Here is a 21,553-nt window from a genome sequence, read left to right as displayed (position 1 = left end):
TACAGACCCTAGTGTCGTCCCCGGGGTGGGGCTTTAGACCTTGAACTGCTCCATCAAGGCCTGTTGCTGATTGGCCAGGCGGTTAAGTGCCTGGCTGATGCGCGCCGATTCGTCGGCCTGATCGGACAGCGATTCGGTCACGTCGCGGATGCCGGCCACGTTGCGGTTGACCTCTTCGGCCACGGCGCTCTGTTCTTCAGCGGCCGAGGCGATCTGCAGGTTCATGTCGCTGATCACCGCCACCGCCTCGCCGATCCGCTGCAGGGCGGGCAACGCTTGTTCCATGCGCGTGGCGCTGTCTTGGGCTTGGCGCTGGCCCTCGTGCATTGCGCCCACCACGTCGTGGGTGCCTTGTTGCAGCCCCTCGATCACTTGGCGGATCTCCTGCACCGAGACCTGGGTGCGCTGGGCAAGGCTGCGCACTTCGTCGGCGACCACCGCGAAGCCGCGCCCGGCTTCGCCCGCGCGCGCGGCCTCGATGGCGGCGTTGAGTGCCAGCAGGTTGGTCTGTTCGGCGATCGAGCGAATCACCTCGAGCACAGAGCCAATCTGTTCGCTACGCCCGGCCAGCGCCCTGGCTTGGTTCATGGCGGTGTCCATGTCGGTCACCAACTGGTCGATAGCCTGGCGGGTGACGGCCACCAGCTCCAGCCCTTCATGGGTGGCTTGGTCGGCGCCACGAGCGGCCTGGGCCGCCTGGGAGGCATTGCGCGCGACGTCCTGCGCGGTGGCGCTCATTTCGTTGGCTGCGGTAGCCACCTGTTCGATTTCCCGTTGTTGCTGCTGCATGCCACCGCTGGTCTGGCTGGCGATGGCGGCGGACTGGTCGGCGGTGCCGCGGGCATCCTGCAGCGAGCCTTTGACTTGGGCGATCACCGGCTGGAGTTTGTCGAGAAAGCGGTTGAACCAGCCGCTCAGTTGGCCTAGTTCATCTTCGCGGGTGTAGTCCAGGCGTCGGGTCAGGTCGCCTTCGCCGCTGGCAATGTCGCGCAGGCGCTCGGCCACGGCAAGGATCGGCCGGGTCACGCCGCGGGCTGTCAGCCACACCAGCAGCAGGCCCAGCACGGCGGCGACCAAGCCAACCAGCAAACTGGTGAGGTTGGCGGTCTGGTTGTGTGCGTCCAGGCGCTGGTTGAGGGCGACCGCTGGCGCCTGCAGAACCGCCTCCGGCAACTCCAGCAGCACCTGCCAGGACTCGGCCTGCGGAATCGGCGCAAAGGGGCGTGAGATGCGCATCAAGCCATGATCGAGGCGCTCGACGGCCTGGCCGGCACGCATCGGTCCGGCGAGTTCGCCGGCTTGATCTCCAAAGGCCTGCTCCAGTGTCTTGCTCAGCTGGGCGCTGTCCTGGCTGTGTCCGGCCAACAGGCCGGCGGGGCTGACGATGCTGACCTGGCCTTGGCCGTCGAACAGCTCCTGGCGCCCGGCCAGGCTCAATTGCTGCAGGTTGTCCAAGCCGATGTCCAGGCCGACCACGCCGATCACCTTGCCGTTTTCCAGCAAGGGCAGGGCAATGCTGGTCATCAGGACCTGGCGACCGCTGACCTCGTCGAAGTAAGGGTCGAGCACGCAGGCTTTGGCGTTCTCCAAGGGGCAGGTCAGCCAGCGGTTGTAGGGGGAGCCGTTGGCTGCAGTGCTGGTGTCGGCCAGCATGGATTCGGGCATGACCTCGGATTCGAGAGTGCCGGGGCTCGGCTGGGACCAATAGAAAGAGTAGCGACCGATGTCGTTGCTGCCGCTGGCGTCCTGGCCTACGAAGCGGGCGTCCTGTTGGTCCAGGGCGTTGGGCTGGAACACCAGGTACAGACCGATCAGGTCCGGGTTGCCGGCCAGCGCCTGACGGGCCTGTTTGACCAGATCGGCGCGTAGGTCGTCACCGCCACGCGCCCTGAGCGCCTGTACCAGGCGGGCGAAGCCGTTGCCGTACTGGTAGGCGTCCATGAAATAGCGCTGTACGCGCAAGGCCTGGCTTTCGGCGTGGGCTTGCAGGCGCAGGCGCGCGCTCTGGTCGAGCAGTTCGGTGTTGGCCTGGAAGACCTGCACCGCACTGCGTTTGGCCTGGAACAGCGAGGTGGCGACCAGCAACACGACGATGGTCAACAGGCACAGGCCGGCAAGGAGGGTGATCTTCCACTGGATGGAGAGGCGGCGCAGGAACATGGGAGCTTTCCTTCTCATCAAGGACAACGCCCGCGATCAAGCGCGGGCGTCGTCGACAGGCAGTCTCATTCGGCAATGTAGGTCGGCGGCGCGACCCTGAACGCCTTGGTCAACCAGGCAAGGTATAGCAGGCCGCATGCAGCCCAGACCCCGCCGAACAGCAGTGAGTCCACGTTCAGGTTCAGCCAGAGCATGGCGATGATGCAGAAACCGATGGTCGGCAGTACCAGGTACTTCAACTTGTTCGCCAGCCCCTTGTTGAGGCCTTCGCGCAGATAGCAGTGGCTGATCACCGAGAGGTTGACGAAGCTGAAGGCCACCAGTGCACCGAAGTTGATGATCGAGGTGGCGGTCACCAGGTCGAAGAAGATCGCCGACAGGGAGATCAGGCCGACCACGGCGATATTCAGCACCGGAGTCTTGTAGCGTGGGTGCAGGCGGGCGAACAGGCCCTGGGGAATGACCTTGTCGCGGCCCATCACGTACAGCAGGCGCGAGACGCTGGTCTGCGATGCCAGGCCCGAGGCGATGGTGTTGATCACGGTGCAGACGATGAAGATCGACTGGAACAGCATGCCGCCGACGTACAGGGCGATTTCCGGCAGGGCCGCTTCCTGGTCGTGGAAGCGTTCCATGGTCGGGAAGAACGCCTGGATGAAGAACGACATGAGGATGAACATCAGGCCGCCGATCAGTGCCACCAGGAAGATAGCGCGAGGGATGACCTTCTCCGGGTGACGGGTCTCCTCCGACAGGGTGGAGACTGCATCGAAGCCCAGGAACGAGAAGCACAGGATGGTCGCGCCCGCGACCAGGGCGTTGAGGTGGGTCTGATCGTCGGCGAACGGGCGCAGGGTCCAGGCGGTACCCATCCCTTCACCTTGGCTAAGGCCGCGCACGCAGAGGTAGGCGAACACCGTCATGATCACGATCTGCACGCCGACGAACAGGGTGTTGAAGCTCGCCACCAGGTTGATGCTGCGCATGTTGATCAGGCTGATCAGGGCGACGAAGCCCACGACCCATATCCACTCCGGGACTTCCGGGAACATCGCGGAGAGGTACAGCTTGGCCAGAAGAGCATTGATCATCGGCAGCAGCAGGTAGTCCAGCAGCGATGCCCAGCCCACCAGAAAGCCCACATGCTTGTTGATGGCGCGTTGGGTGTAGGTGTAGGCCGAACCCGATTGTGGGAAACGACGCACCAGCGTGCCATAGCTCAATGCGGTGAACAGGATGCCGGCCAGCGCCAGGATGTAGGCGCTGGGTACATGGCCAGCAGTGATCCCAGAGACGATGCCGAAGGTATCGAACACGGTCATCGGTGTCAGGTAAGCCAGGCCGATGACAACCACATGCCAAAGACGCAGGGACTTTCTCAGTTGGGCATTGCCGTGAGTGCTGTGGTCAGGCTGCATGCGGGCGGCGCTCCTTGGGCTGGGACGCGGGCATGGTGTGCGACAGGCACGGCAGAGGCGAGCGGGTGGGCTCCATGTTGTTCACCTTTTTTGTCGGAGCGGATATGGGCGCGAGGGGCGCCTGTGTCTGGCTGGCAGGGCTTAAAACGTCGAAGGCGGCGCGTGGGGGCTGGGGCGGACTGAGGTCATGATGGCGGCGCTGTTCTTCTTCGTTTGTGAGGCGCTGGGCGGGTGGGAAAAATAAAAAACGAAGGGCGGGATGGTGTCAAGTGAAACGTGACAATATGTAACTTTGATGAAGGTTTATCGATGGATTATTCAGATGAGTGGTCGTTTTTTGGAATGTTATCGTCGCTATGTCGATTATTGTGTTCGTAAAAGTTTACATTGCAGCGGTGCAAAGATCGTGCGCTCGGGCGTCCTTTCTCAGGCGGTGATAATCTTGGCCTCCCGCGTGGCCCTGCGTGCCGCGTATCAGCCTCCTATGGACAGTAATCGGTCTTATTCATGAAGAAATCAGTAGGCATTTTCTGCGGTCTGGCCGTCGCCATCGCCGTCGTCACCACGGGCGGCGCGTGGTACACCGGCAAGCAATTGCCCGCAGAGCTGGAGCGTTCCGTTGCCAAGGGCAACGAGCAGCTGAAGAAAGCGATCGCCGGTACCGGCGGCAGCATGACCCTCGAGCTGGTCTCGCTGGATCAGCACTTCTTCACCAGTACCGCGCACTACCGGATCAAGGCCAAGGACCTCTGGCTCGGTGAGGGCGAGCCGCTGAGCTTCGATCTGGGTGTGACCGACCGGATCGAGCATGGGCCGTTCCCCTGGTCGCGGATCAAGGCGCTGAATTTGGCGCCGGTCCTGGCCACCAGCAACAGCCAACTGGACAAAGACGACGCCACGGCGTCCTGGTATGCCGCCGCAGGCGAGCAATCCCCGATCTCCGGCCAGGTCAGCTTGGGCTACGACGGCAGCGTCTCCAGCGACATCCGTCTGGCGCCGGTCAAGTTCAGCGAAGATGACGGCAGCAGCCTGGAATTTTCCGGCATGCGCGTGTTGTTGCGCGGTGACCGTGAGGGCAAGTCAGTGAGGGTCGACGGCAAGGCCGAGCGCCTGGCGTTGAACCTGGTGGATGGCGAGCAGCCGCCGGTCAACGTGCTGCTCAACGGCTTCAAGGTCGCCGGTGACCTGAAGGGCACAGGGCATGACATGATCTATGTCGGCAATCTCGACATGACCTTGGCTGAAACCCAGGTGACCTTGGGTGACAAGCAGGATGTGCTGCTGCTCAAGGGGCTGGAGCAGAACAACCGTTATGACGCCGAGGGTGAAGACAAGCTGTCCGGTCGCCTGGAATACAAGGTCGCCGACATCACCTACGCCGGTCGTGCGGTGGGCAGCGGGCGGATGGTCTGGAGCATGAAGTCCATCGACATCCCAGCGATGCAAGGGTTGATCGCCTGGTACCAAACCCATATGCCACAAGCGCAGCAGGCCGCAGCCCAGGGTGAAGCGCTGCCATCGTTCGACATGACGCCTGAAGAGCGGGTGAAGGTTCAGGCGGACTTGCAGAAGATGCTTGCAGCCAAGCCCCAGCTTGCGCTGGAGGAGTTGTCATTCAAGACGGCCAATGGTGAGAGTCGTTTCAGCCTGGCGGTGGACTTGGCCAATCCGCCCTCGTTCGATCTGACGCCGACCCAAGTGGGCGAGCAGATGGTCAGCCGTCTGCAAAGCAAGCTGTCCGTCTCCAAGCCGATGCTCGGGGATCTGGCGACCTTGCAGGCTTTGCTTGACGGCCAGACCGATGCCCAGGCCATCGCGATGCAGTCCCGTCAGGCGGGCGAAATGGTCGGCATGATGGCGTTGCAGAGCGGCATGGGCACCGTGCAGGGTGACGACGTGGTCTCCAGCTTGAGTTATGCCGATGGCATCGTCGACTTCAACGGCAGGAAGATGACGCTCGAGGAGTTCGGTGCGCTGGTGGGAGCCCATCTGGCGGCACTGTCTTCGCAAGGGTGAGGTGCTTTCTCCCGGGCCATTGCCGACGCCCCGTCGGCCTTGGCCTGGGGCGTAAAAAAGGCTTTTGAATTGCCGCGATTGTCTGTAGCCTTCGGCCTCCGATAATAGTCCGTGCCCGCAGATGGGTCGCGATGGTCGCCCGGCCATCCGGCACCCTTTAGCCGATCTGCCAGGGCCGGGTGATACACTCGACTGACGCGCACATGCGCCCGCAGGTTCAGCGATCATGACCCAGATTTCCGAACGCCTGTTGGTTCAAGCCCATCTTGATGCCAAGCAGCCCAACCCGCTGACGCCCGAGCAGGAGGCCGAATACCGTGCGGCCATCGCTGCCGAGCTCAAGGCCCAGAACGCCGTGCTGGTGGCCCATTACTATTGCGACCCGGTGATCCAGGCGCTGGCCGAGGAGACGGGTGGCTGTGTGTCCGACTCCCTGGAAATGGCTCGCTTCGGCAAGAACCATCCCGCCAGTACCGTGGTGGTGGCAGGCGTGCGTTTCATGGGCGAGACCGCCAAGATTCTCACCCCCGAAAAGCGTGTGCTGATGCCGACGCTGGAAGCGACCTGCTCCCTCGACCTAGGTTGCCCGGTCGAGGAGTTCTCGGCCTTCTGCGACCAGCATCCTGAACGCACCGTTGTGGTCTATGCCAATACCTCGGCGGCGGTGAAGGCGCGGGCAGACTGGGTTGTGACCTCCAGCTGCGCGCTGGAGATCGTCGAGAGCCTGATGGACAACGGCGAGACCATCATCTGGGGCCCGGACCAGCACCTGGGGCGCTACATCCAGAAGCAGACAGGCGCCGACATGCTGCTGTGGGATGGCGCCTGCATCGTTCATGAAGAGTTCAAGTCGCGTCAGTTGGCCGACATGAAGGCGTTGTATCCGGATGCGGCGATCCTGGTCCATCCAGAGTCGCCGGAGGCGGTGATCGAACTGGCCGATGCGGTGGGCTCCACCAGTCAGCTGATCAAGGCAGCCCAGACGCTGCCGAACAAGACATTCATCGTCGCCACCGACCGTGGCATCTTCTACAAGATGCAGCAGCTGTGCCCGGACAAAGAGTTCGTCGAAGCGCCGACCGCAGGTAACGGTGCGGCCTGCCGTAGCTGTGCCCATTGCCCGTGGATGGCCATGAACACCCTGGAGCGCACCCTTGACTGCCTGCGTAAGGGCAGCAACGAGATCTTCGTGGATCCTGCTCTGGTGCCCAAGGCGATCAAACCGCTCAATCGCATGCTCGATTTCACCCAGGCGGCGCGCTTGAAGCTTTCTGGTAACGCCTGACCTGCATTGCCAAGGGGCGCAAAGCGCCCCTTGGGCCTTAGCGTCCCATCATCTCCTTGACCATCCGCTGCTGCTCCATGATCTCGCGCTGGCGCTGATCGATCTGCGAGGCCAGCGGGAAGTTGCTGCCTGCGCGGCGCTTGGCGTAATCCAGTTGCTGGATGGCCTGGTCGAAGTCGCCGACCAAGGTGAAGTACTCGGCGCGTGCCCGGTGCAGGCCAATGGTGTTGCCTGACAGTCCGCGCACCTCGGCGACGTCGTACCACACGTCCGGATCGTCCGGTCGGCGTTTGATCAGATCATCCAATACCTTTTCCGCCTCGGCGGGGCGATTCTGCTTGATCAGAAGGTCGGCTCGTATCTGTTGCAACGGGTAGCTGCTCGGGTACAGCGCGCGCAGGCGCTCGGCCCGCTGCTGGGCGTCGGCCAGGCGGTTGTTGGTGATGTCCAGGTCGATCTGCGCCAAATTGTAGGTGATGTCGTTGGGCGCCTTGGCCAGCAGCGGCTGCAGGTTGGCCCGCGCTTCGTTGAGCTGGCCGCCCTTGATCTGGGCGATGGCCAGGCCATAGCGTGCGGCATCGAGGGTGGGGTCTTCGTCTAGCTGGGCACGGAAGCGCTTGGCCGCCAGGCCTGGCGTGCCTTCGTAGATCAGCGCCACGCGGGCGCGGATCAGTTGGTAGCGCGCGCTGTCCTCGACGCCGCCCTTGGGCGCTTGTTCGGCGCGGTTGCGGGTGTCGGCGATACGCGATTCGGTAACCGGGTGGGTCAGCAGGAACTCCGGTGGCTTGGCGTCATAGCGATACTGGCGGGCCAGGCGTTCGAACATGCTGGGCATGTTGCGTGGGTCGTAACCGGCTTTTTCCAGGTTGAGGATACCGATGCGGTCGGCTTCCTGTTCGTTCTGTCGGGAGAAGCGGCGCTGTTCCTGGATCGCTGCGGCCTGGGTGCCGGCGATCACGCCGATGCCGGCATCGCCGCCGCCACCGGCCGCCAGCACGATACCAGCCAGCAGCGCGGCCATCATGGGCAGTTGCATGCGCTGTTGAGCCTCGACGCCCCGGGCGAAGTGGCGCTGGGACAAGTGCGCCAGTTCGTGGGCCAGGACCGAGGCGTACTCGCCTTCGGTCTGGGCGTTGAGGAACAGGCCGCCGTTGACCCCGACGATCCCGCCGGGGGCGGCGAAGGCGTTGAGCTCACGGCTGTCGATGAGGATGAACTCCAGGCGCCGGTCCTGCAGTTGGCTGGTTTCGGCCAGCTTGTAGACGCTGGTCTCGACGTAGTCTTGGAGTTGCGGATCGTTCAACTGGTTGACCTGGCCGCGCAGCAGGCTCAGCCAGGCCCGGCCCAGTTGGTGCTCTTGCTGCGGCGAGACGATCGCGGAACTGGCGTCGCCCAGTGACGGCAGGTCGTCGGCATGACCGGGAAGGGCCATCAGGCAGGCCAGCGTCAACAGGGTGGGGCGCAGTAGATTCATGCATGAAGCTCGCATCGATCAAAGAACGTTACTGTAGCTGGCTCACACGTTGGCGACCAGTGGCGTTATCCTAGCGAACTTGTCTGCAATGCTGATGCCCCGCCAGGAGATACCCGGATGATCGACACCCCCACCTGCGATGCCGAACTCGATGCCAGTGGGCTCAATTGCCCCTTGCCCTTGCTCAAGGCAAAGATGGAGCTCAATCGGCTGGCCAGCGGCGCGGTACTCAAGGTGATCGCCACCGACGCCGGTTCCCAGCGCGACTTCCGCACTTTTGCCCAGCTCGCCGGTCATACGCTGCTTCGTGAAACCGCCGAGGCCGGCGTCTACACCTACTGGTTGCGCAAGGCCTGAGTCTTATTCCAAGGATCGTCAATGTTCAAAGTGCTTCGCGACTGGATGCAGCGCTACTTCTCCGACGAGGAGGCGGTGGTGCTGGCGGTCTTGCTGTTCCTGGCTTTCACTGCGGTGCTGACCCTGGGTGGCATGCTTGCGCCGGTGCTGGCGGGCATGGTCCTGGCCTTTCTCATGCAGGGCCTGGTCAATGCCCTGGAGCGTCTGCGTGTTCCCTCACGGCTGGCGGTGTGGCTGGTGTTCGCGCTGTTCATGGGGGCGCTGGCGGTGTTCCTGCTGGTGCTGGTACCGCTGCTATGGCACCAGTTGATCACGCTGTTCAACGAGCTGCCGGGCATGCTGGGCAAATGGCAGTCGCTGCTGCTGTTGCTGCCGGAGCGTTATCCGCACCTGGTCTCCGATGAGCAGGTACTGCGCGCTATCGAGTCGGTGCGTGGCGAGATCGGCAAGTTCGGCCAGTGGGCGCTGACGTTCTCCTTGTCGAGCCTGCCGCTGCTGGTCAACGCCATGATCTACCTGGTGTTGGTGCCGATCCTGGTGTTCTTCTTCCTCAAGGATCGCGAGCTGATCGCCCGTTGGGTCGGTGGCTACCTGCCGCGCCAGCGCTCTCTGCTCAATCGTGTGGGCGATGAGATGAATCGACAGATTGCCAACTACATCCGCGGCAAGGGTATCGAGATTCTGATCTGCGGCATCGCCACGTACATCGCCTTCATCAGCCTGGGGCTCAACTATGCGGCTCTGTTGGCCTTGCTGGTGGGGCTGTCGGTGGTGGTGCCCTATGTGGGGGCGGTGGTGGTGACCGTGCCGGTGACCTTGATCGCGTTGTTCCAGTGGGGCTGGGGCGACCAGTTCATCTACCTGATGGCGGTGTACGCGATCATCCAGGCGCTCGATGGCAACGTGCTGGTGCCGCTGCTGTTCTCCGAGGCGGTCAGTCTGCACCCGGTGGCGATCATTTGCGCGGTGCTGCTGTTTGGCGGGTTGTGGGGCTTCTGGGGAATCTTCTTCGCGATCCCGCTGGCGACCCTGTTCAAGGCCGTGCTCGATGCGTGGCCAAGGCAAGAGCCTTCAGTGGCGCCCATGCTTTAAGCGCTTGCTTCTTCGCGGGCATACCCGCTCCTACAGGTGCTCTGTGGCCCATGAGGGCGACGTCGCCCCTGTGGGGGGCGGGTTTGCCGCGTGATATCAGGCTTTGTTCAGCGCCTGGGCAGCTGCCAGGACGGCATCCACATGCCCGGGCACCTTCACGCCGCGCCACTCCTGACGCAGCACACCGTCCTTGTCGATCAGGAAGGTGCTGCGGTCCACGCCCATGTATTCCTTGCCGTACAGCTTCTTGAGCTTGATCACGTCGAACAGCTGGCAGAGCGCCTCGTCCTTGTCGCTGATCAGCTCGAATGGAAAGCCTTGCTTGGCCTTGAAGTTCTCGTGGGACTTGATGCCATCGCGAGAGACGCCGAACACAACCGTGTTGGCGGCGCGGAAGGCCTCGTGCTGGTCGCGGAAACCTTGGCCTTCGGTGGTGCAGCCCGGGGTGCTGTCCTTGGGGTAGAAGTACAGCACCACCTGCTGGCCCTTGAGGCTGGCGAGGCTCACGGACTGGCCGCTGGTGGCCTGGGCCTGGAAGTTGGCGACGGATTGGTCGAGTGCTACGGCCATGGGGGCTTCCTTACATGGGGTTCTGTGGGCGCCAGGGTTCGATCAGCGCATCCAGGTTCAGGGCATCGGCGAAGTCCAGGAACTGGTCACGCAACCAGCTGATCTGGGTGCCGGCCGGCAGGATCACGGTGAACTGGGCGTTGAGCATGCTGCTGCCGGTCTGTGGGGCCAGGTAGGTGTCGCAGGTCATGCTCTCGAGTTCGACGCGGTGGTCGAGGAAGAACTGGCACAGCTCGCTGACGATATCCGGGCGATAGGCGGCGCTGACATAGGCCACGTAGGGCAGGGCCTGGGGGCGCACTTCCTGGTCGGCGCTGCGCACCACATCGAGGGTCAGGCCGTGTTTCTTGCCCAGGCCCGGCAGTACCGCCTCCAGGCGCGCCAGGGCATCCCAGCTGCCACCGACCTGCAAGACCAGGGCACTGGTCTCGCCATGGCGGGTCAGGCGCGAAGTGATCACCGCGCAGCGATTGTCGAAGGCAGCGCGGCTGAGAACGTTGGCCAGCTCCATGGGGTTGGGACCCAAGGCACTGATGACAAGGAATTGTTCGCGGACAGTGGGGGTGGACATGCAGCATTCCTAAAGCGATGAGCGGTCGGCACAGGACAGGCATAAGCCTCCTGTCGGCAGGGCCCCGGGCTCGGATTCGAGGTCGTGGACGCTGGCGCGGAGCATTGTCGACGGCCCGGCGGGCCACGCTGCGCCGATCAAAGGGAGAAGGGTAGCGAAAAGCAGCGCGAAGGGGAATGCTCCGCCCGCCTGCTTCGCTTGTGCAAGGCCGATGGCGCCAGTACCATTACCGCTCTCTTTTTCCGGCAGGAGCAGTTACATGATTGCGGGCAGTATGGTGGCATTGGTCACTCCCATGGATGCACAAGGGCGTCTTGACTGGGACAGCCTCGACAAACTTGTAGACTTCCACCTGGAAAAAGGCACTCACGCGATCGTCGCTGTCGGCACCACCGGTGAGTCCGCCACGCTGGATGTCGAAGAGCATATCCTGGTCATCAAGCACGTGGTCGAGCGCGTCAAGCGCAGCAGCCACCGCGTCCCGGTCATCGCCGGTACCGGTGCCAACTCCACTGCCGAAGCCGTCCACCTGACCCAGAACGCGAAGAACGCAGGCGCCGACGCCTGCCTGCTCGTCGTGCCGTACTACAACAAGCCGACCCAAGAAGGCCTGTATCAGCACTTCAAGCACATTGCCGAAGCCGTCGACATCCCGCAGATCCTCTACAACGTACCCGGCCGCACCTCCTGCGACATGCAGGCCGAGACCGTGATCCGCCTGTCGAAGGTCAAGAACATCATCGGCATCAAGGAAGCCACCGGCGACCTGGTGCGCGCCAAGGCCATCCTCGATGGCGTCGACAAAGACTTCATCGTCCTGTCCGGCGACGACCCGACCGCCGTCGAGCTGATCCTGATGGGCGGCAAGGGCAACATCTCCGTCACTGCCAACGTCGCCCCGCGCGAAATGGCCGATCTGTGCGAGGCCGCCCTTGAGGGCAATGCCGAGAAGGCCCGCGCAATCAACGAAAAACTCATGCCGCTGCACAAGGACCTGTTCTGCGAAGCCAACCCGATTCCTGTGAAGTGGGCGCTGGTGGAAATGGGCCTGATGCAAAAAGGCATCCGTCTGCCGCTCACCTGGCTGAGCGAAGGCTGCCACGAAAAAGTCCGTGCGGCCCTGCGCCAGTCCGGCGTACTGGTTTAATCGAGGAAGTACCCCGCATGAAGCGACTGGCTGGTCTTTCCACCCTTGCCCTGATCATTTCCAGCACCAGCGGTTGCGGCTGGCTGTGGGGCGAGGATGGCTATTTCCGCGACCGCGGCAGCGATTACCTACAGGCGCACCCGACCGCGCCGATGCAGTTGCCGCCGGACGCCAGCAACCCCAAGCGCCTGGATCCGCTGCTGCCTATCCCGCGTAACGTCGCCGACGATCGTGCCACTGGCGAGTTCGAGGTGCCCCGTCCACAGCCGCTGACCGCCACGGCTGAGGCCAGCGATTTCACCCTCCAGCGCAGCGGCAGCAGCCGCTGGGTGCTGGCCCAGCGTTCGCCGGCGGAAGTCTGGCCGGTGGCGCGCCAGTTCTTCGAGGACAATGGCTTCCGCATCGCCGAGGAGCGTCCGCAGACTGGTGAGTTCAACACCACCTGGCAGCGTTTCGACGAACTCTCCGCGTCCCTGGGCCAGCGTCTTGCCAGCGCCTCCAGCAGCCCGGACAGCGAAGTGCGTGTCCGTGTACGCATGGAGCCAGGCGTGCAGCGCAACACCTCCGAGGTGTACATCGTCAGCGTCGAGCGTCCGGCCGGCAGCACCACCGAGCCAGATTTCCCGTCCAGCTCCACCAACACCGGTGCCGATGCGCTGTTGGTCGACGAAATGCTGGCCAGCATGAACCGCAGCGCCGAGAAGGGCGGTTCGGTCTCGCTGCTCGCCGCCCGTGATTTCGACGCGCCAAGCCGCGTCAGCCTGGCCGAAGATGGCAGCGGCAACCCGGTGCTTTACTTGGGCGCCGACCTGGATCGCGCCTGGTCCAGCGTGGGCCGCGCCCTGGAGCAGGGCGAATGGCGTGTCGAGGACATCAACCGTAGCCTCGGCCTGTACTACATCAACCTGTCCGAGAAGCCCGACGACAAGCAGGACCAGCCTGGCTTCTTCGGTCGCCTGTTCGGCAGCGAGCCGAGCAAGGAAGAGCGTGAAGCGCGCGCCGAGCGTTATCAGGTCCGTCTGAGCAAGGTTGGCGAAAGCGTGCAGGTCACCGTCGAGAAAAACATCAACACCGTGGCACCGGCCGATGTGGCCCGCCGCGTGCTGAGCATGATTCAGGACCACCTGGGCTAAGTGCGTTTCGCGGTACTTGGAAGCGGAAGCCAGGGAAACGGCACGCTGATCGCCAGTGGTGACACGCTCATCCTGGTCGATTGCGGCTTTTCCCTGCGAGAAACCGAGCGGCGCCTGGCGCTGCTCGGGGTGTCCGCGGCACAGCTGAGCGCCGTGCTGGTGACCCACGAACATGCCGACCATGTGCATGGGGTGGGGTTGCTGGCACGGCGCTACAATGTACCGGTCTATCTCAGCCAGGGGACCTTGCGTGGCATGCGCAAACCGGTGGAGGCCAGCGGTCTGCTCCGGTGTGGTGACAGCCTGCGTATCGGCGCTTTGGAAGTGACCGCAGCGCGGGTCGAACATGATGCGCTCGAGCCGCTGCAGTATGTGCTCAGCGATGGGCGCCGACGTTTCGGCATGCTCACCGACCTCGGCTCCTACGACATGCACCTGCTGGAACGCTACCAAGGCCTGGATGCCCTGCTGATCGAAGCCAACCACTGTCGCGACATGTTGGCGCGCGGGCATTACCCGCACTTCCTGAAACTCAGGGTTGGCGGCAGCCAGGGACATTTGAACAACCACCAGGCCGCGAGCCTGGTGGCCGAGCTGGGCTGGAAACACTTGCAACACCTGGTGCTGGCCCACCTCAGCAGCAAGAACAACCGGCCACAACTGGCCCGCCAGTGTTTCGTCGACACCTTGGGGTGCGACCCGGACTGGCTCCAGGTGGCGAATCAGGATCATGGGCTCGACTGGCGCGAAATCGCCTAGCCCATCCACTCTAGCAAGCGGAGCCCATCATGGAAAAACGCGAAGAACTCTACCGCGGCAAGGCCAAATCGGTTTACAAGACCGACGACGCCGACCGCTTGATCCTGCTGTTCCGTAACGACACTTCGGCGTTCGACGGCAAGCGTATCGAACAGCTCGATCGCAAAGGCATGGTGAACAACAAGTTCAACGCCTTCATCATGCAAAAGCTGGAAGAAGCCGGCATTCCTACCCAGTTCGACAAGCTGCTCGGCGACAACGAGTGCCTGGTCAAGAAGCTGGACATGATCCCGGTCGAATGCGTGGTGCGTAACTATGCTGCCGGCAGCCTCGTCAAGCGCCTGGGCGTCGAAGAAGGTATCAAGCTGGAGCCGTCGACCTTCGAACTGTTCCTGAAGAACGACGAGAAGGGCGACCCCTTCATCAACGAATCCCACGTTGTTGCCTTCGGCTGGGGTACCGCCGAGCAACTGGCGACCATGAAGCAGCTGTCGCTGAAGGTCAATGAAGTGCTGAGCAAGCTGTTCGATGACGCTGGCCTGCTGCTGGTGGACTTCAAGCTGGAGTTCGGTGTCTTCCACGGCCAGATCGTCCTGGGTGACGAGTTCAGCCCGGACGGCTGCCGTCTGTGGGACAAGGAAACCCGCAAGAAGATGGACAAGGACCGCTTCCGCCAGGGCCTCGGTGATGTGATCGAAGCTTACGAGGAAGTGGCCAAGCGTCTGGGCGTGCCGCTCTAAGCGACACGTTCACGCAAGCGCCTGATACCACGCGGATTTTTTTCAAAGAAGGGTTTGCCTTTCGCGAAATCGCTGGTATGATGCGCGCCACTGGAGAGATGCCGGAGTGGTCGAACGGGACGGATTCGAAATCCGTTGTACCTTCGCGGGTACCTAGGGTTCAAATCCCTATCTCTCCGCCATACAAGATGAAGCCCCGCAGATTAACGTCTGCGGGGCTTTTTCGTTTCTGCGTTGTACTACTCTGTTGTACTACTTGGTCCACGCTGGGTAGGTGTTCTTGGCGGCCCGCCATTGCTGATATTTGGCGCAACGTGCTCCGTCGTTGCGGCGGGCACCACGGGGATTTGGTTGGGTGGTGTGATGGCATTCTAAGATCATGTAGACTGAGATTGAATAGCCACCACCAAGGACGGACTCATGCCCTATACCAAATTGTTGCTGTGTCTTGCGTGTTCGCAAAAGCCTGGTGGTTTTTGCGTTGCGGGTAAGGAAATCATTCCCGGTCAAGGCGTTGGATCTTGGGTGCGGCCAGTGAGCACTGGGCCGAAATCGGCGATCACCCTGGAGCAGCGCAAGTATCCAGACGGCTTCTATGCAGTCAAACTTGACCTGATTCGTATAGAGTTTGACGGAAAGGATAATTCTTGCTTCCAGGCAGAGAACCACTTTGTTGGGTCCACGCGGTGGAGGCTCGAAAAGAAATACGCTGTGGATGTGTTGGATCGTATTGTTGACGCCCCCGATGGGTTATGGTTGAAAGGGTGTGAGCCTACTAAGCATGGGCTTAATGATCGAGTACATGGGGGCGACTGACTCATCCGACCCCATCCCTCTATCTGATCAGTGTCGAAAATCTCACGACGACTGTTGAAACTGACTCGGATTCTGGGAAGAAGAAATTTCGTGGTGAGTTTGTATACAATGGCGTCTCGTATCGTCTGTGGATCAAGGATGTGCAGTGGCATAAGAAATATGCTAATTTTGAAGATGGTGAGTATAAGGATACCGTCAAATATCTAACCATTAGCCTTGGTCTGCTTCATACTGATGGTTATGCATACAAACTCATAGCGGCAGTTTTCTGACTGGAGTGTTCAATGAAGGTTTTAACAATTGGATTCACAGAAAAGAAAGCTGAGCGTTTTTTCTCGCTGTTAAAACTATCTGGTAGTAAAAAACTGATAGATGTTAGATTGAATAACGTCTCGCAGTTGTCGGGGTTTGCGAAGAAAGATGATCTGAAGTACTTTTTGAACGAGCTTTGCGGTATTGAGTATGTTTATGAACCTGACTTGGCTCCCACCAAAAATATACTAAAACCCTATCAGCAGAAAGAGATTGGCTGGGATGAATATGCTGATAGGTTTATGGAGCTGATGTCAAAGCGACGCATTGAAAAAGCACTGTCTCCATCTGCATTGGATGGGGCTTGCCTGCTATGTAGTGAGCACCTTCCTCATCATTGTCATCGACGGTTAGTTATTGAATACTTAAAAGATCAGTGGCCAGATATTGATCTTCAGGTACAGCATTTGACATGACTAATAAAGTGTTTGTTATGTATCCGGCTGAGTTTCTTTCATTTGTTAAGTTTGAAAGGAAGTTTGGTCGAATTCTACAGTCTAAAAAATTTGTGGTTCATTGTGCAGAAGATCCCAATGGGTTCATTGGAAGGTTTTGCACAGAAAAGTCTATCGAGTTTCAGGGGTTCGAAACTTGGCAAGATGCAATTCGTGATTGTACTCATGCCGTCCTGTTTGAAGATAGGGATGACTACTTTCTTGTTAAACAAGCTATTTGGGATATGGGTATTCCGTACCGGGCTATCGAACTCGAGTTGACTAGAGTGGTCAATAGGGATCGTGGTGATGCGTATGATACCTACATTGGTAGAGGAACAATTTGGGGTAATCCGTACCAAATTGGCGCTGATGGTGATAGGGATGAGGTTATTCGAAAATTTAAGTATGATTTTGATAACGGACTCTTAAAGGTCTCTGCAGATTTTGAAAAACATGTCACGGCGATCAAGGGGCATCGGTTGGCATGCCATTGTAAGCCCGCAGCATGTCATGGTGATATTATCGCTGCCTATCTCAATTCGTTGGATGATGGGAAATAGAATCGGATATTTAGGTTCAGTGATGAGTTGAGTTGTAACGTGATTCACTTAGGCTTCTCGATTGGTCTATACCCCATTAGCTGAGCATGGTTTCTGGTATCGTGCCCATGGACCTATTCTTGGTTCAGAATCGTCGCTCTTGCGCGCAGATCTCGCGATTGAAAGTCTGGGGGTGACGTTGATAGGCTGCACCAGCGTGCCTGATTCGCGTTTTGAGAAGCGATCTGCTATGCGCCTATGTACCCCTATACCCTTAGCCTGATCGCCGCTTAAATCGCGCCTTGGTGGCTTTTTGGCTGTGTTCGACGGTTGATGCCTAAGGGGTGACGAACTGGTCCGATGTGCAAAAAAAATGATTTAATGTTTAGTCCCATTAGATTTTTTGCTAGTCTTTAGTTCAAGTCCCTTCCTCTCGTACCGTTTTCCGTATCAATTTTTTCAGTTAAGCCCAATACCTGGTTGGTTCGCGACGGGTATGTGCCTTGCTATATGGTTATATCAAATATCCAGTCTATGGCATCGTAATGCTGGCCTGGGTGTTGTTTCGTTGTCTTCCTGAAATTCAGTGAGTGATACGCTTTCCCGGTGCTATTGAAAGAAAACAGGTTGTGCTAATTATGATGGTGCAGTATTGGCTGTGATTGGGCGTGATGGCTTTCCAGTAATCAGAAATTTTATATAGGTACAAAAATTAGAATGACAATAACCTCGGCTGGCTTGTTTAGAGGCTTGCCGATCCGTGCGTCCGTAAAGCGCAATAAGAAAAGTTACGTTGAAATCCTTGCTAGAATCCATGATCAGCTGTTTTCGCTGATGACCCACCACTCTAGAATTACTGTGATTCGTGTAGATCTCCGGTTTCCTGATGGTCCTAGATTAGGTCATAAAAAAGAAGGTCAGCTATTAAGTGCATATATTGAGGCTGTCAAGATCAGACTAGGATCGTTGAGTGTTTGTCGAGTAGGGAAAGTTATTCATGGTGCAGCCAGGGAAATCGGTCCTAAGAAAGGCAAGCCACATTGTCATGTGTTTTTTGGGTTTAATAGTAAAAAACGTGATCTCGGCGAAATCAACGGTGCCGGCCATACAGGCTTGTGGCAGTTCATTGACCAAGCATGGATTAAATTGACAGGTGGTACGACTCACATCGTCCCTAAAGTCCATAGGTTCGATTGGTTTGATGTTGATAGGCTGGGAGATTGCTTTAAGCATTTATCCTATCTTGCCAAGGTCGAATCGAAAAACTACGGTACAGGTGAGTCTTACAAGCGATTTACGGCGTCGCGTCTAAAGCCTAAGGCTGATATGGTTGTAAGTTGTAGTTGTCGAAATTTGCGTGGTGATTCTAGTCGGTGTCGTGCTTGCTTTTTTCAAGCTAATCATCGTTCATTGGCGACGGCTGGGGTTGAGCTTGATATTGTTAAAAATAGCGTCGATGGCTTAGAAGAACTTGATGCACTTTGCAGTGGGCTAGAGTCTGAAGCTCAAGAGTTTGACGAACTCATTAAGTTGATTGAAATGGATGAGATAGATCCAATAGAGGAGCTTGATGCACTTTGCAGTGGGCTAGAGTCTGAAGCTCAAGAGTTTGACGAACTCATTAAGTCGATTGAAATGGATGAGATAAATCCAATAGAGGAACTTAATGCGCTTTGCAGCGAGCTAGAGTCTGAAGCTCAAGAGTTTGACGAATTCATTAAGTCGATTGAAATGGATGAGATAAATCCAATAGAGGAACTTAATGCGCTTTGCAGTGAGCTAGAGTCTGAAGCTCAAGAGTTTGACGAATTCATTAAGTCGATTGAAATGGATGAGATAAATCCAATAGAGGAGCTTGATGCACTTTGCAGTGGGCCTGGCCAAGGGATCTGGTCTGTGGAGGTTTATCCGCGACATTGAGTTCGCGAGCCAGAAGCTCTGATCGGATGCGGTGGTGAAAACGCCAAGATTAGGCGTAAATAGCACCAAATTCGAACAGATAGCGAAATCTCGTGGTTGGGAGCGCGCTTGCTTGACAAATTTTTGGTTTGGCACAATTATGGTTTACAAATCACATGAAGGGAACAGTCAGGCGGACCCATGAACAAACCATCCGAAATCTCTTCGAGCTTGACGTCTAGCCGTCTTAGCATCATCGCCAAGCGAATACTCGATGTCCTAGATGACGCCCTTCGCACCGCCAGCACTGATCTCGACTGTTCCTACAGCCGTGGCACGCTGTCTTGGGCCAGAATTAAAAACGCGCTAGTCCAGCTTGCACGCTCGAATGAGCACCCATGGTTGACGATCAAGCATTCCGGAAATGACCTGCTGCTGGGCATTGGCAGCGAAACTGTGCGTTTTTTCCTTGACGATCACGAAAATCCCAAGAAAATGCGCGTGCTGAATCCTACGAGCTCCGAAGCAAGGCAATTGCAGTTGTTCGAAGAAGATGCCCATTCCGAATACTTGTGGCGGTTTATTATCGAGCGTGCATTGACGGAGGAAGATGATCACCAAATCTATTTCGTCGGGTATGAAGCTCATGCTGAGCATGATGGCACTTTAGTGGCGGAATGGCGTTACAACGCAGAACGCGTTAGGACCCTCGTCGCTGTGGATGATGAAATTCCTGCCGCAGCGGAACTTGAACCAATTGAACTATCTCCGATAGACGAAGATACGGCCGAAGGTAAAGATGATGAAGCCGTTGATAGAAATGGACGGGGTGTTTAAGGGTAGTCAGCTACGCCTGGCCCGCCATTACTGGGGAAAAACCCTAAACGACATCGCTGAAGATATAGGTACGACGCGCCAATATGTGTCACAGCTAGAGAATGGGAAAGGAAAGCTAAAGCTTGACGACCCGACTATCAAAGACCTGGCGCGGTCGCTTCATGTAGCCCCGACGTTTTTCTTTAAGCCCGTCGGAGTTTCTCTATCTGAAGAACAAGCTCACTTCCGTAAGCTGGCAACAACAAAGGCCAGCATGAAGCAGAAGGTTTTAGCACGAGGTACCGTATTTGATCAGCTTGTAGAGTTCATCGATACCAAGGTACGTTTGCCAGCTGTGGACTTCCCAGACGAATCAGGAGCTGAAACGACTGAAGAAATTGAACAAGCGGCTGAGCGGTTACGTTCATACTGGGGATTGGGTTTTGGACCAATCTCTCATATGGTTAGAGTTGTAGAGCGTGCCGGTGCGGTTGTGACGCTTTTTCAAGACACTTCAACAGAGGTTGATGCGCTTTCAATCACCTCTCGTAGACCTGTCATTGTAAGGAATGAAGCAAAGCAGAGCCCGTTTCGGTTACGATTCGACATCGCTCACGAACTTGGTCATTTAGTACTACATGAAGGACAAGTCACCGGTGATCGCAAAACAGAGTCCGAAGCCAACCGTTTTGCATCAGCATTTCTGATACCAAGATCAACATTCTTGAAAGCTTTTCCTCGACGAGGAAGTAGACTGGACTGGGTTGGTATTAGCAAAATGAAAATGGACTTCCAGGTAAGCAAGGCAGCGATAATCTACCGTGCGAAAGCGCTGGGTCTCATAGATGACTATCAGTACCGGGGTGCCGTGATTTACTTGAAGAATCAGGGTGAAGGAATAACTGAGAAGGAAGACCCGTTTTGTGTCCGTGAACAACCTGAAATGATCAAAACAGCTCTGAAGGTGTTATACGAACATCACGGCATCACACATGAAGCCCTAGCGGAACAACTCGGTATCACACCAGAATTTCTGGCAGAGGTTCTACCGACTGGCTTGGACATACAGAAGCCTACCAATTTGACACCTCGCTCAGGGCTCAAATTGGTCAAGTAAAAAAGCCCCGCATCGCGGGGCTTTTGTTTTAGGGTTGTAAGGAATACGTAACCAGCACCATTTAAGAACTATCAGAGAAGTCTACTTCTTTAGTAGTCCGGCGGCCCTTCGCTTTGGTCTATCAGAAACCTATTGAAAATAGCCATATGATCGAATTATCATAGGTCTATCAAATTTAAGTATAAAGGATAATAAAATTGAAATCACACCTGTACCTCCGGGCCAGCACCAAAGACCAAGACGCATTAAGGGCCAAAGCTAGCCTGGAAGCATTCGTAGCCGAGAAAGGTCTTCTTGTCGCTGGCGTGTATTCGGAAAACATCAGTGGCACAACGTTAGATCGGCCTGAACTAATGCGGATGCTGGATGAAGCGCAGACTGGTGAGTGCATCGTGTGTGAAAGCGTTGACCGTTTAAGCCGCTTGTCCCAGTCGGATTGGGAAACACTGAAGGCCAAGATCAAAGCAAAGGGCTTACGATTGGTGATCGCAGATTTACCTACAAGTCACATGCAGATTGAAGACAAGGGGATGACAGGTCAGATCATGGACGTGATCAACAGCATGCTGTTGGACCTCATGGCAACGATGGCTCGCCTTGATCAGGAAAAGCGGGTTGAACGGATTAGACAAGGCTTGGAAAACAAACGCCTTGCGGACCCAAGCTGGACGCCAAAGGGTAAGGGAAGAAATGTGGAAAAATGGACAAAGGTCCAGATGCTAATTGAAAAGCACCCAAATATGTCTGCGAATGACATTGCCAAACTTGCAGACGTCGGAGTTGCCACGGTCTACCGGATCAAGCGTGGGGCTTAACCCCCCCCACCTGGGCTAGGGGGGAAATTCAGGTGGTTCCATATATCACCGGTAGCGACTAGTAGGTACATGTACCTGAT

20 protein-coding genes, 1 tRNA gene and 2 pseudogenes are annotated in these 21,553 nt (G+C 57.8%); 17 read left to right on the top strand and 6 right to left on the bottom strand.

The window, feature by feature from the left end:
- Window positions 1–33: 33 nt before the first annotated feature.
- From IEC33019_RS28240 to IEC33019_RS17505, 3 genes and pseudogenes are all read right to left on the bottom strand, one after another.
- Window positions 34–564: pseudogene (locus tag IEC33019_RS28240) on the bottom strand (methyl-accepting chemotaxis protein); the annotation flags it as partial.
- A 327-nt stretch (window positions 565–891) separates the two neighbouring features.
- Window positions 892–1,941 (bottom strand): annotated as a pseudogene (locus tag IEC33019_RS28235) (PDC sensor domain-containing protein); the annotation flags it as partial.
- Between the two features lie 284 nt (window positions 1,942–2,225).
- Window positions 2,226–3,578 (bottom strand): APC family permease, encoded by a 1,353-nt coding sequence (locus IEC33019_RS17505; RefSeq protein ID WP_070094610.1) that lies wholly within the window; start codon window positions 3,576–3,578, stop codon window positions 2,226–2,228.
- A 507-nt stretch (window positions 3,579–4,085) separates the two neighbouring features.
- Here IEC33019_RS17505 and IEC33019_RS17500 point away from each other — a divergent pair.
- A complete protein-coding gene (locus tag IEC33019_RS17500) occupies window positions 4,086–5,594 on the top strand; it encodes a YdgA family protein (RefSeq protein WP_070094609.1) in 1,509 nt (502 codons plus the stop codon).
- Window positions 5,595–5,820: 226 nt separating this feature from the next.
- Window positions 5,821–6,879, top strand: coding sequence for a quinolinate synthase NadA (gene nadA / locus IEC33019_RS17495; protein WP_070094608.1), 1,059 nt, complete (start codon window positions 5,821–5,823; stop codon window positions 6,877–6,879).
- Between the two features lie 37 nt (window positions 6,880–6,916).
- Here nadA and IEC33019_RS17490 read toward each other — a convergent pair whose 3' ends face one another.
- Window positions 6,917–8,353, bottom strand: coding sequence for a M48 family metalloprotease (locus IEC33019_RS17490; protein ID WP_099593795.1), 1,437 nt, complete (start codon window positions 8,351–8,353; stop codon window positions 6,917–6,919).
- 117 nt (window positions 8,354–8,470) lie between these two features.
- On the opposite strand from IEC33019_RS17490, the gene IEC33019_RS17485 reads away from it, so the two are divergent.
- Together IEC33019_RS17485 and IEC33019_RS17480 are read left to right on the top strand one after the other, a co-directional pair.
- Window positions 8,471–8,710, top strand: coding sequence for a sulfurtransferase TusA family protein (locus tag IEC33019_RS17485; protein WP_043213126.1), 240 nt, complete (start codon window positions 8,471–8,473; stop codon window positions 8,708–8,710).
- Between the two features lie 21 nt (window positions 8,711–8,731).
- Window positions 8,732–9,802, top strand: coding sequence for an AI-2E family transporter (locus IEC33019_RS17480; RefSeq protein WP_070094607.1), 1,071 nt, complete (start codon window positions 8,732–8,734; stop codon window positions 9,800–9,802).
- A 96-nt stretch (window positions 9,803–9,898) separates the two neighbouring features.
- Here IEC33019_RS17480 and IEC33019_RS17475 read toward each other — a convergent pair whose 3' ends face one another.
- Together IEC33019_RS17475 and IEC33019_RS17470 are read right to left on the bottom strand one after the other, a co-directional pair.
- A complete protein-coding gene (locus IEC33019_RS17475; protein WP_070094606.1) occupies window positions 9,899–10,372 on the bottom strand; it encodes a peroxiredoxin in 474 nt (157 codons plus the stop codon).
- A 10-nt stretch (window positions 10,373–10,382) separates the two neighbouring features.
- Window positions 10,383–10,943 carry a glycine cleavage system protein R gene (locus IEC33019_RS17470; RefSeq protein ID WP_043213129.1) on the bottom strand — a complete coding sequence of 187 codons (561 nt, stop codon included), beginning with the start codon at window positions 10,941–10,943 and terminating at the stop codon, window positions 10,383–10,385.
- 259 nt (window positions 10,944–11,202) lie between these two features.
- On the opposite strand from IEC33019_RS17470, the gene dapA reads away from it, so the two are divergent.
- The 13 genes from dapA (at window position 11,203) to IEC33019_RS17410 (ending at window position 21,473) form a co-directional block, all read left to right on the top strand.
- Complete coding sequence (gene dapA / locus IEC33019_RS17465; protein ID WP_070094605.1) at window positions 11,203–12,090, top strand: 4-hydroxy-tetrahydrodipicolinate synthase; 888 nt, start codon at window positions 11,203–11,205, stop codon at window positions 12,088–12,090.
- 17 nt (window positions 12,091–12,107) lie between these two features.
- On the top strand, window positions 12,108–13,223 hold the full coding sequence (bamC, locus tag IEC33019_RS17460) for an outer membrane protein assembly factor BamC (protein WP_070094604.1): 1,116 nt from the start codon (window positions 12,108–12,110) through the stop codon (window positions 13,221–13,223).
- Window positions 13,224–13,982 (top strand): MBL fold metallo-hydrolase, encoded by a 759-nt coding sequence (locus IEC33019_RS17455; RefSeq protein WP_070094603.1) that lies wholly within the window; start codon window positions 13,224–13,226, stop codon window positions 13,980–13,982.
- Window positions 13,983–14,011: 29 nt separating this feature from the next.
- Window positions 14,012–14,722: a phosphoribosylaminoimidazolesuccinocarboxamide synthase gene (gene purC, locus IEC33019_RS17450; protein ID WP_043213139.1), complete on the top strand. Its 711-nt coding sequence runs from the start codon at window positions 14,012–14,014 to the stop codon at window positions 14,720–14,722.
- 92 nt (window positions 14,723–14,814) lie between these two features.
- Window positions 14,815–14,904 (top strand) — tRNA-Ser (locus tag IEC33019_RS17445).
- A gap of 238 nt (window positions 14,905–15,142) precedes the next feature.
- On the top strand, window positions 15,143–15,538 hold the full coding sequence (locus IEC33019_RS17440; RefSeq protein ID WP_099593793.1) for a dual OB domain-containing protein: 396 nt from the start codon (window positions 15,143–15,145) through the stop codon (window positions 15,536–15,538).
- Window positions 15,535–15,810, top strand: coding sequence for a dual OB domain-containing protein (locus tag IEC33019_RS28230; RefSeq protein ID WP_437436781.1), 276 nt, complete (start codon window positions 15,535–15,537; stop codon window positions 15,808–15,810). Before IEC33019_RS17440 ends, IEC33019_RS28230 begins: the two co-directional genes overlap by 4 nt.
- 12 nt (window positions 15,811–15,822) lie before the next feature.
- Complete coding sequence (locus IEC33019_RS17435; RefSeq protein WP_099593791.1) at window positions 15,823–16,266, top strand: DUF488 domain-containing protein; 444 nt, start codon at window positions 15,823–15,825, stop codon at window positions 16,264–16,266.
- On the top strand, window positions 16,263–16,847 hold the full coding sequence (locus IEC33019_RS27865; RefSeq protein ID WP_099593789.1) for a DUF4326 domain-containing protein: 585 nt from the start codon (window positions 16,263–16,265) through the stop codon (window positions 16,845–16,847). Before IEC33019_RS17435 ends, IEC33019_RS27865 begins: the two co-directional genes overlap by 4 nt.
- A 696-nt stretch (window positions 16,848–17,543) precedes the next feature.
- Entirely contained in the window at window positions 17,544–18,746 is a 1,203-nt protein-coding gene (locus IEC33019_RS17425) for a YagK/YfjJ domain-containing protein (RefSeq protein WP_099593787.1), read from the top strand.
- Window positions 18,747–18,926: 180 nt separating this feature from the next.
- A complete protein-coding gene (locus IEC33019_RS27405; RefSeq protein WP_157765898.1) occupies window positions 18,927–19,562 on the top strand; it encodes a hypothetical protein in 636 nt (211 codons plus the stop codon).
- A complete protein-coding gene (locus IEC33019_RS17415; RefSeq protein WP_157765897.1) occupies window positions 19,525–20,658 on the top strand; it encodes an XRE family transcriptional regulator in 1,134 nt (377 codons plus the stop codon). The genes IEC33019_RS27405 and IEC33019_RS17415 overlap by 38 nt, the downstream gene beginning before the upstream one ends.
- A 197-nt stretch (window positions 20,659–20,855) precedes the next feature.
- Window positions 20,856–21,473 (top strand): recombinase family protein, encoded by a 618-nt coding sequence (locus IEC33019_RS17410; RefSeq protein WP_099593783.1) that lies wholly within the window; start codon window positions 20,856–20,858, stop codon window positions 21,471–21,473.
- Window positions 21,474–21,553 lie beyond the last annotated feature (80 nt).

Source organism: Pseudomonas putida, from assembly GCF_002741075.1.
GTDB lineage: Bacteria > Pseudomonadota > Gammaproteobacteria > Pseudomonadales > Pseudomonadaceae > Aquipseudomonas > Aquipseudomonas putida_T.
This window is presented reverse-complemented; position numbering and strand designations above follow the sequence as displayed.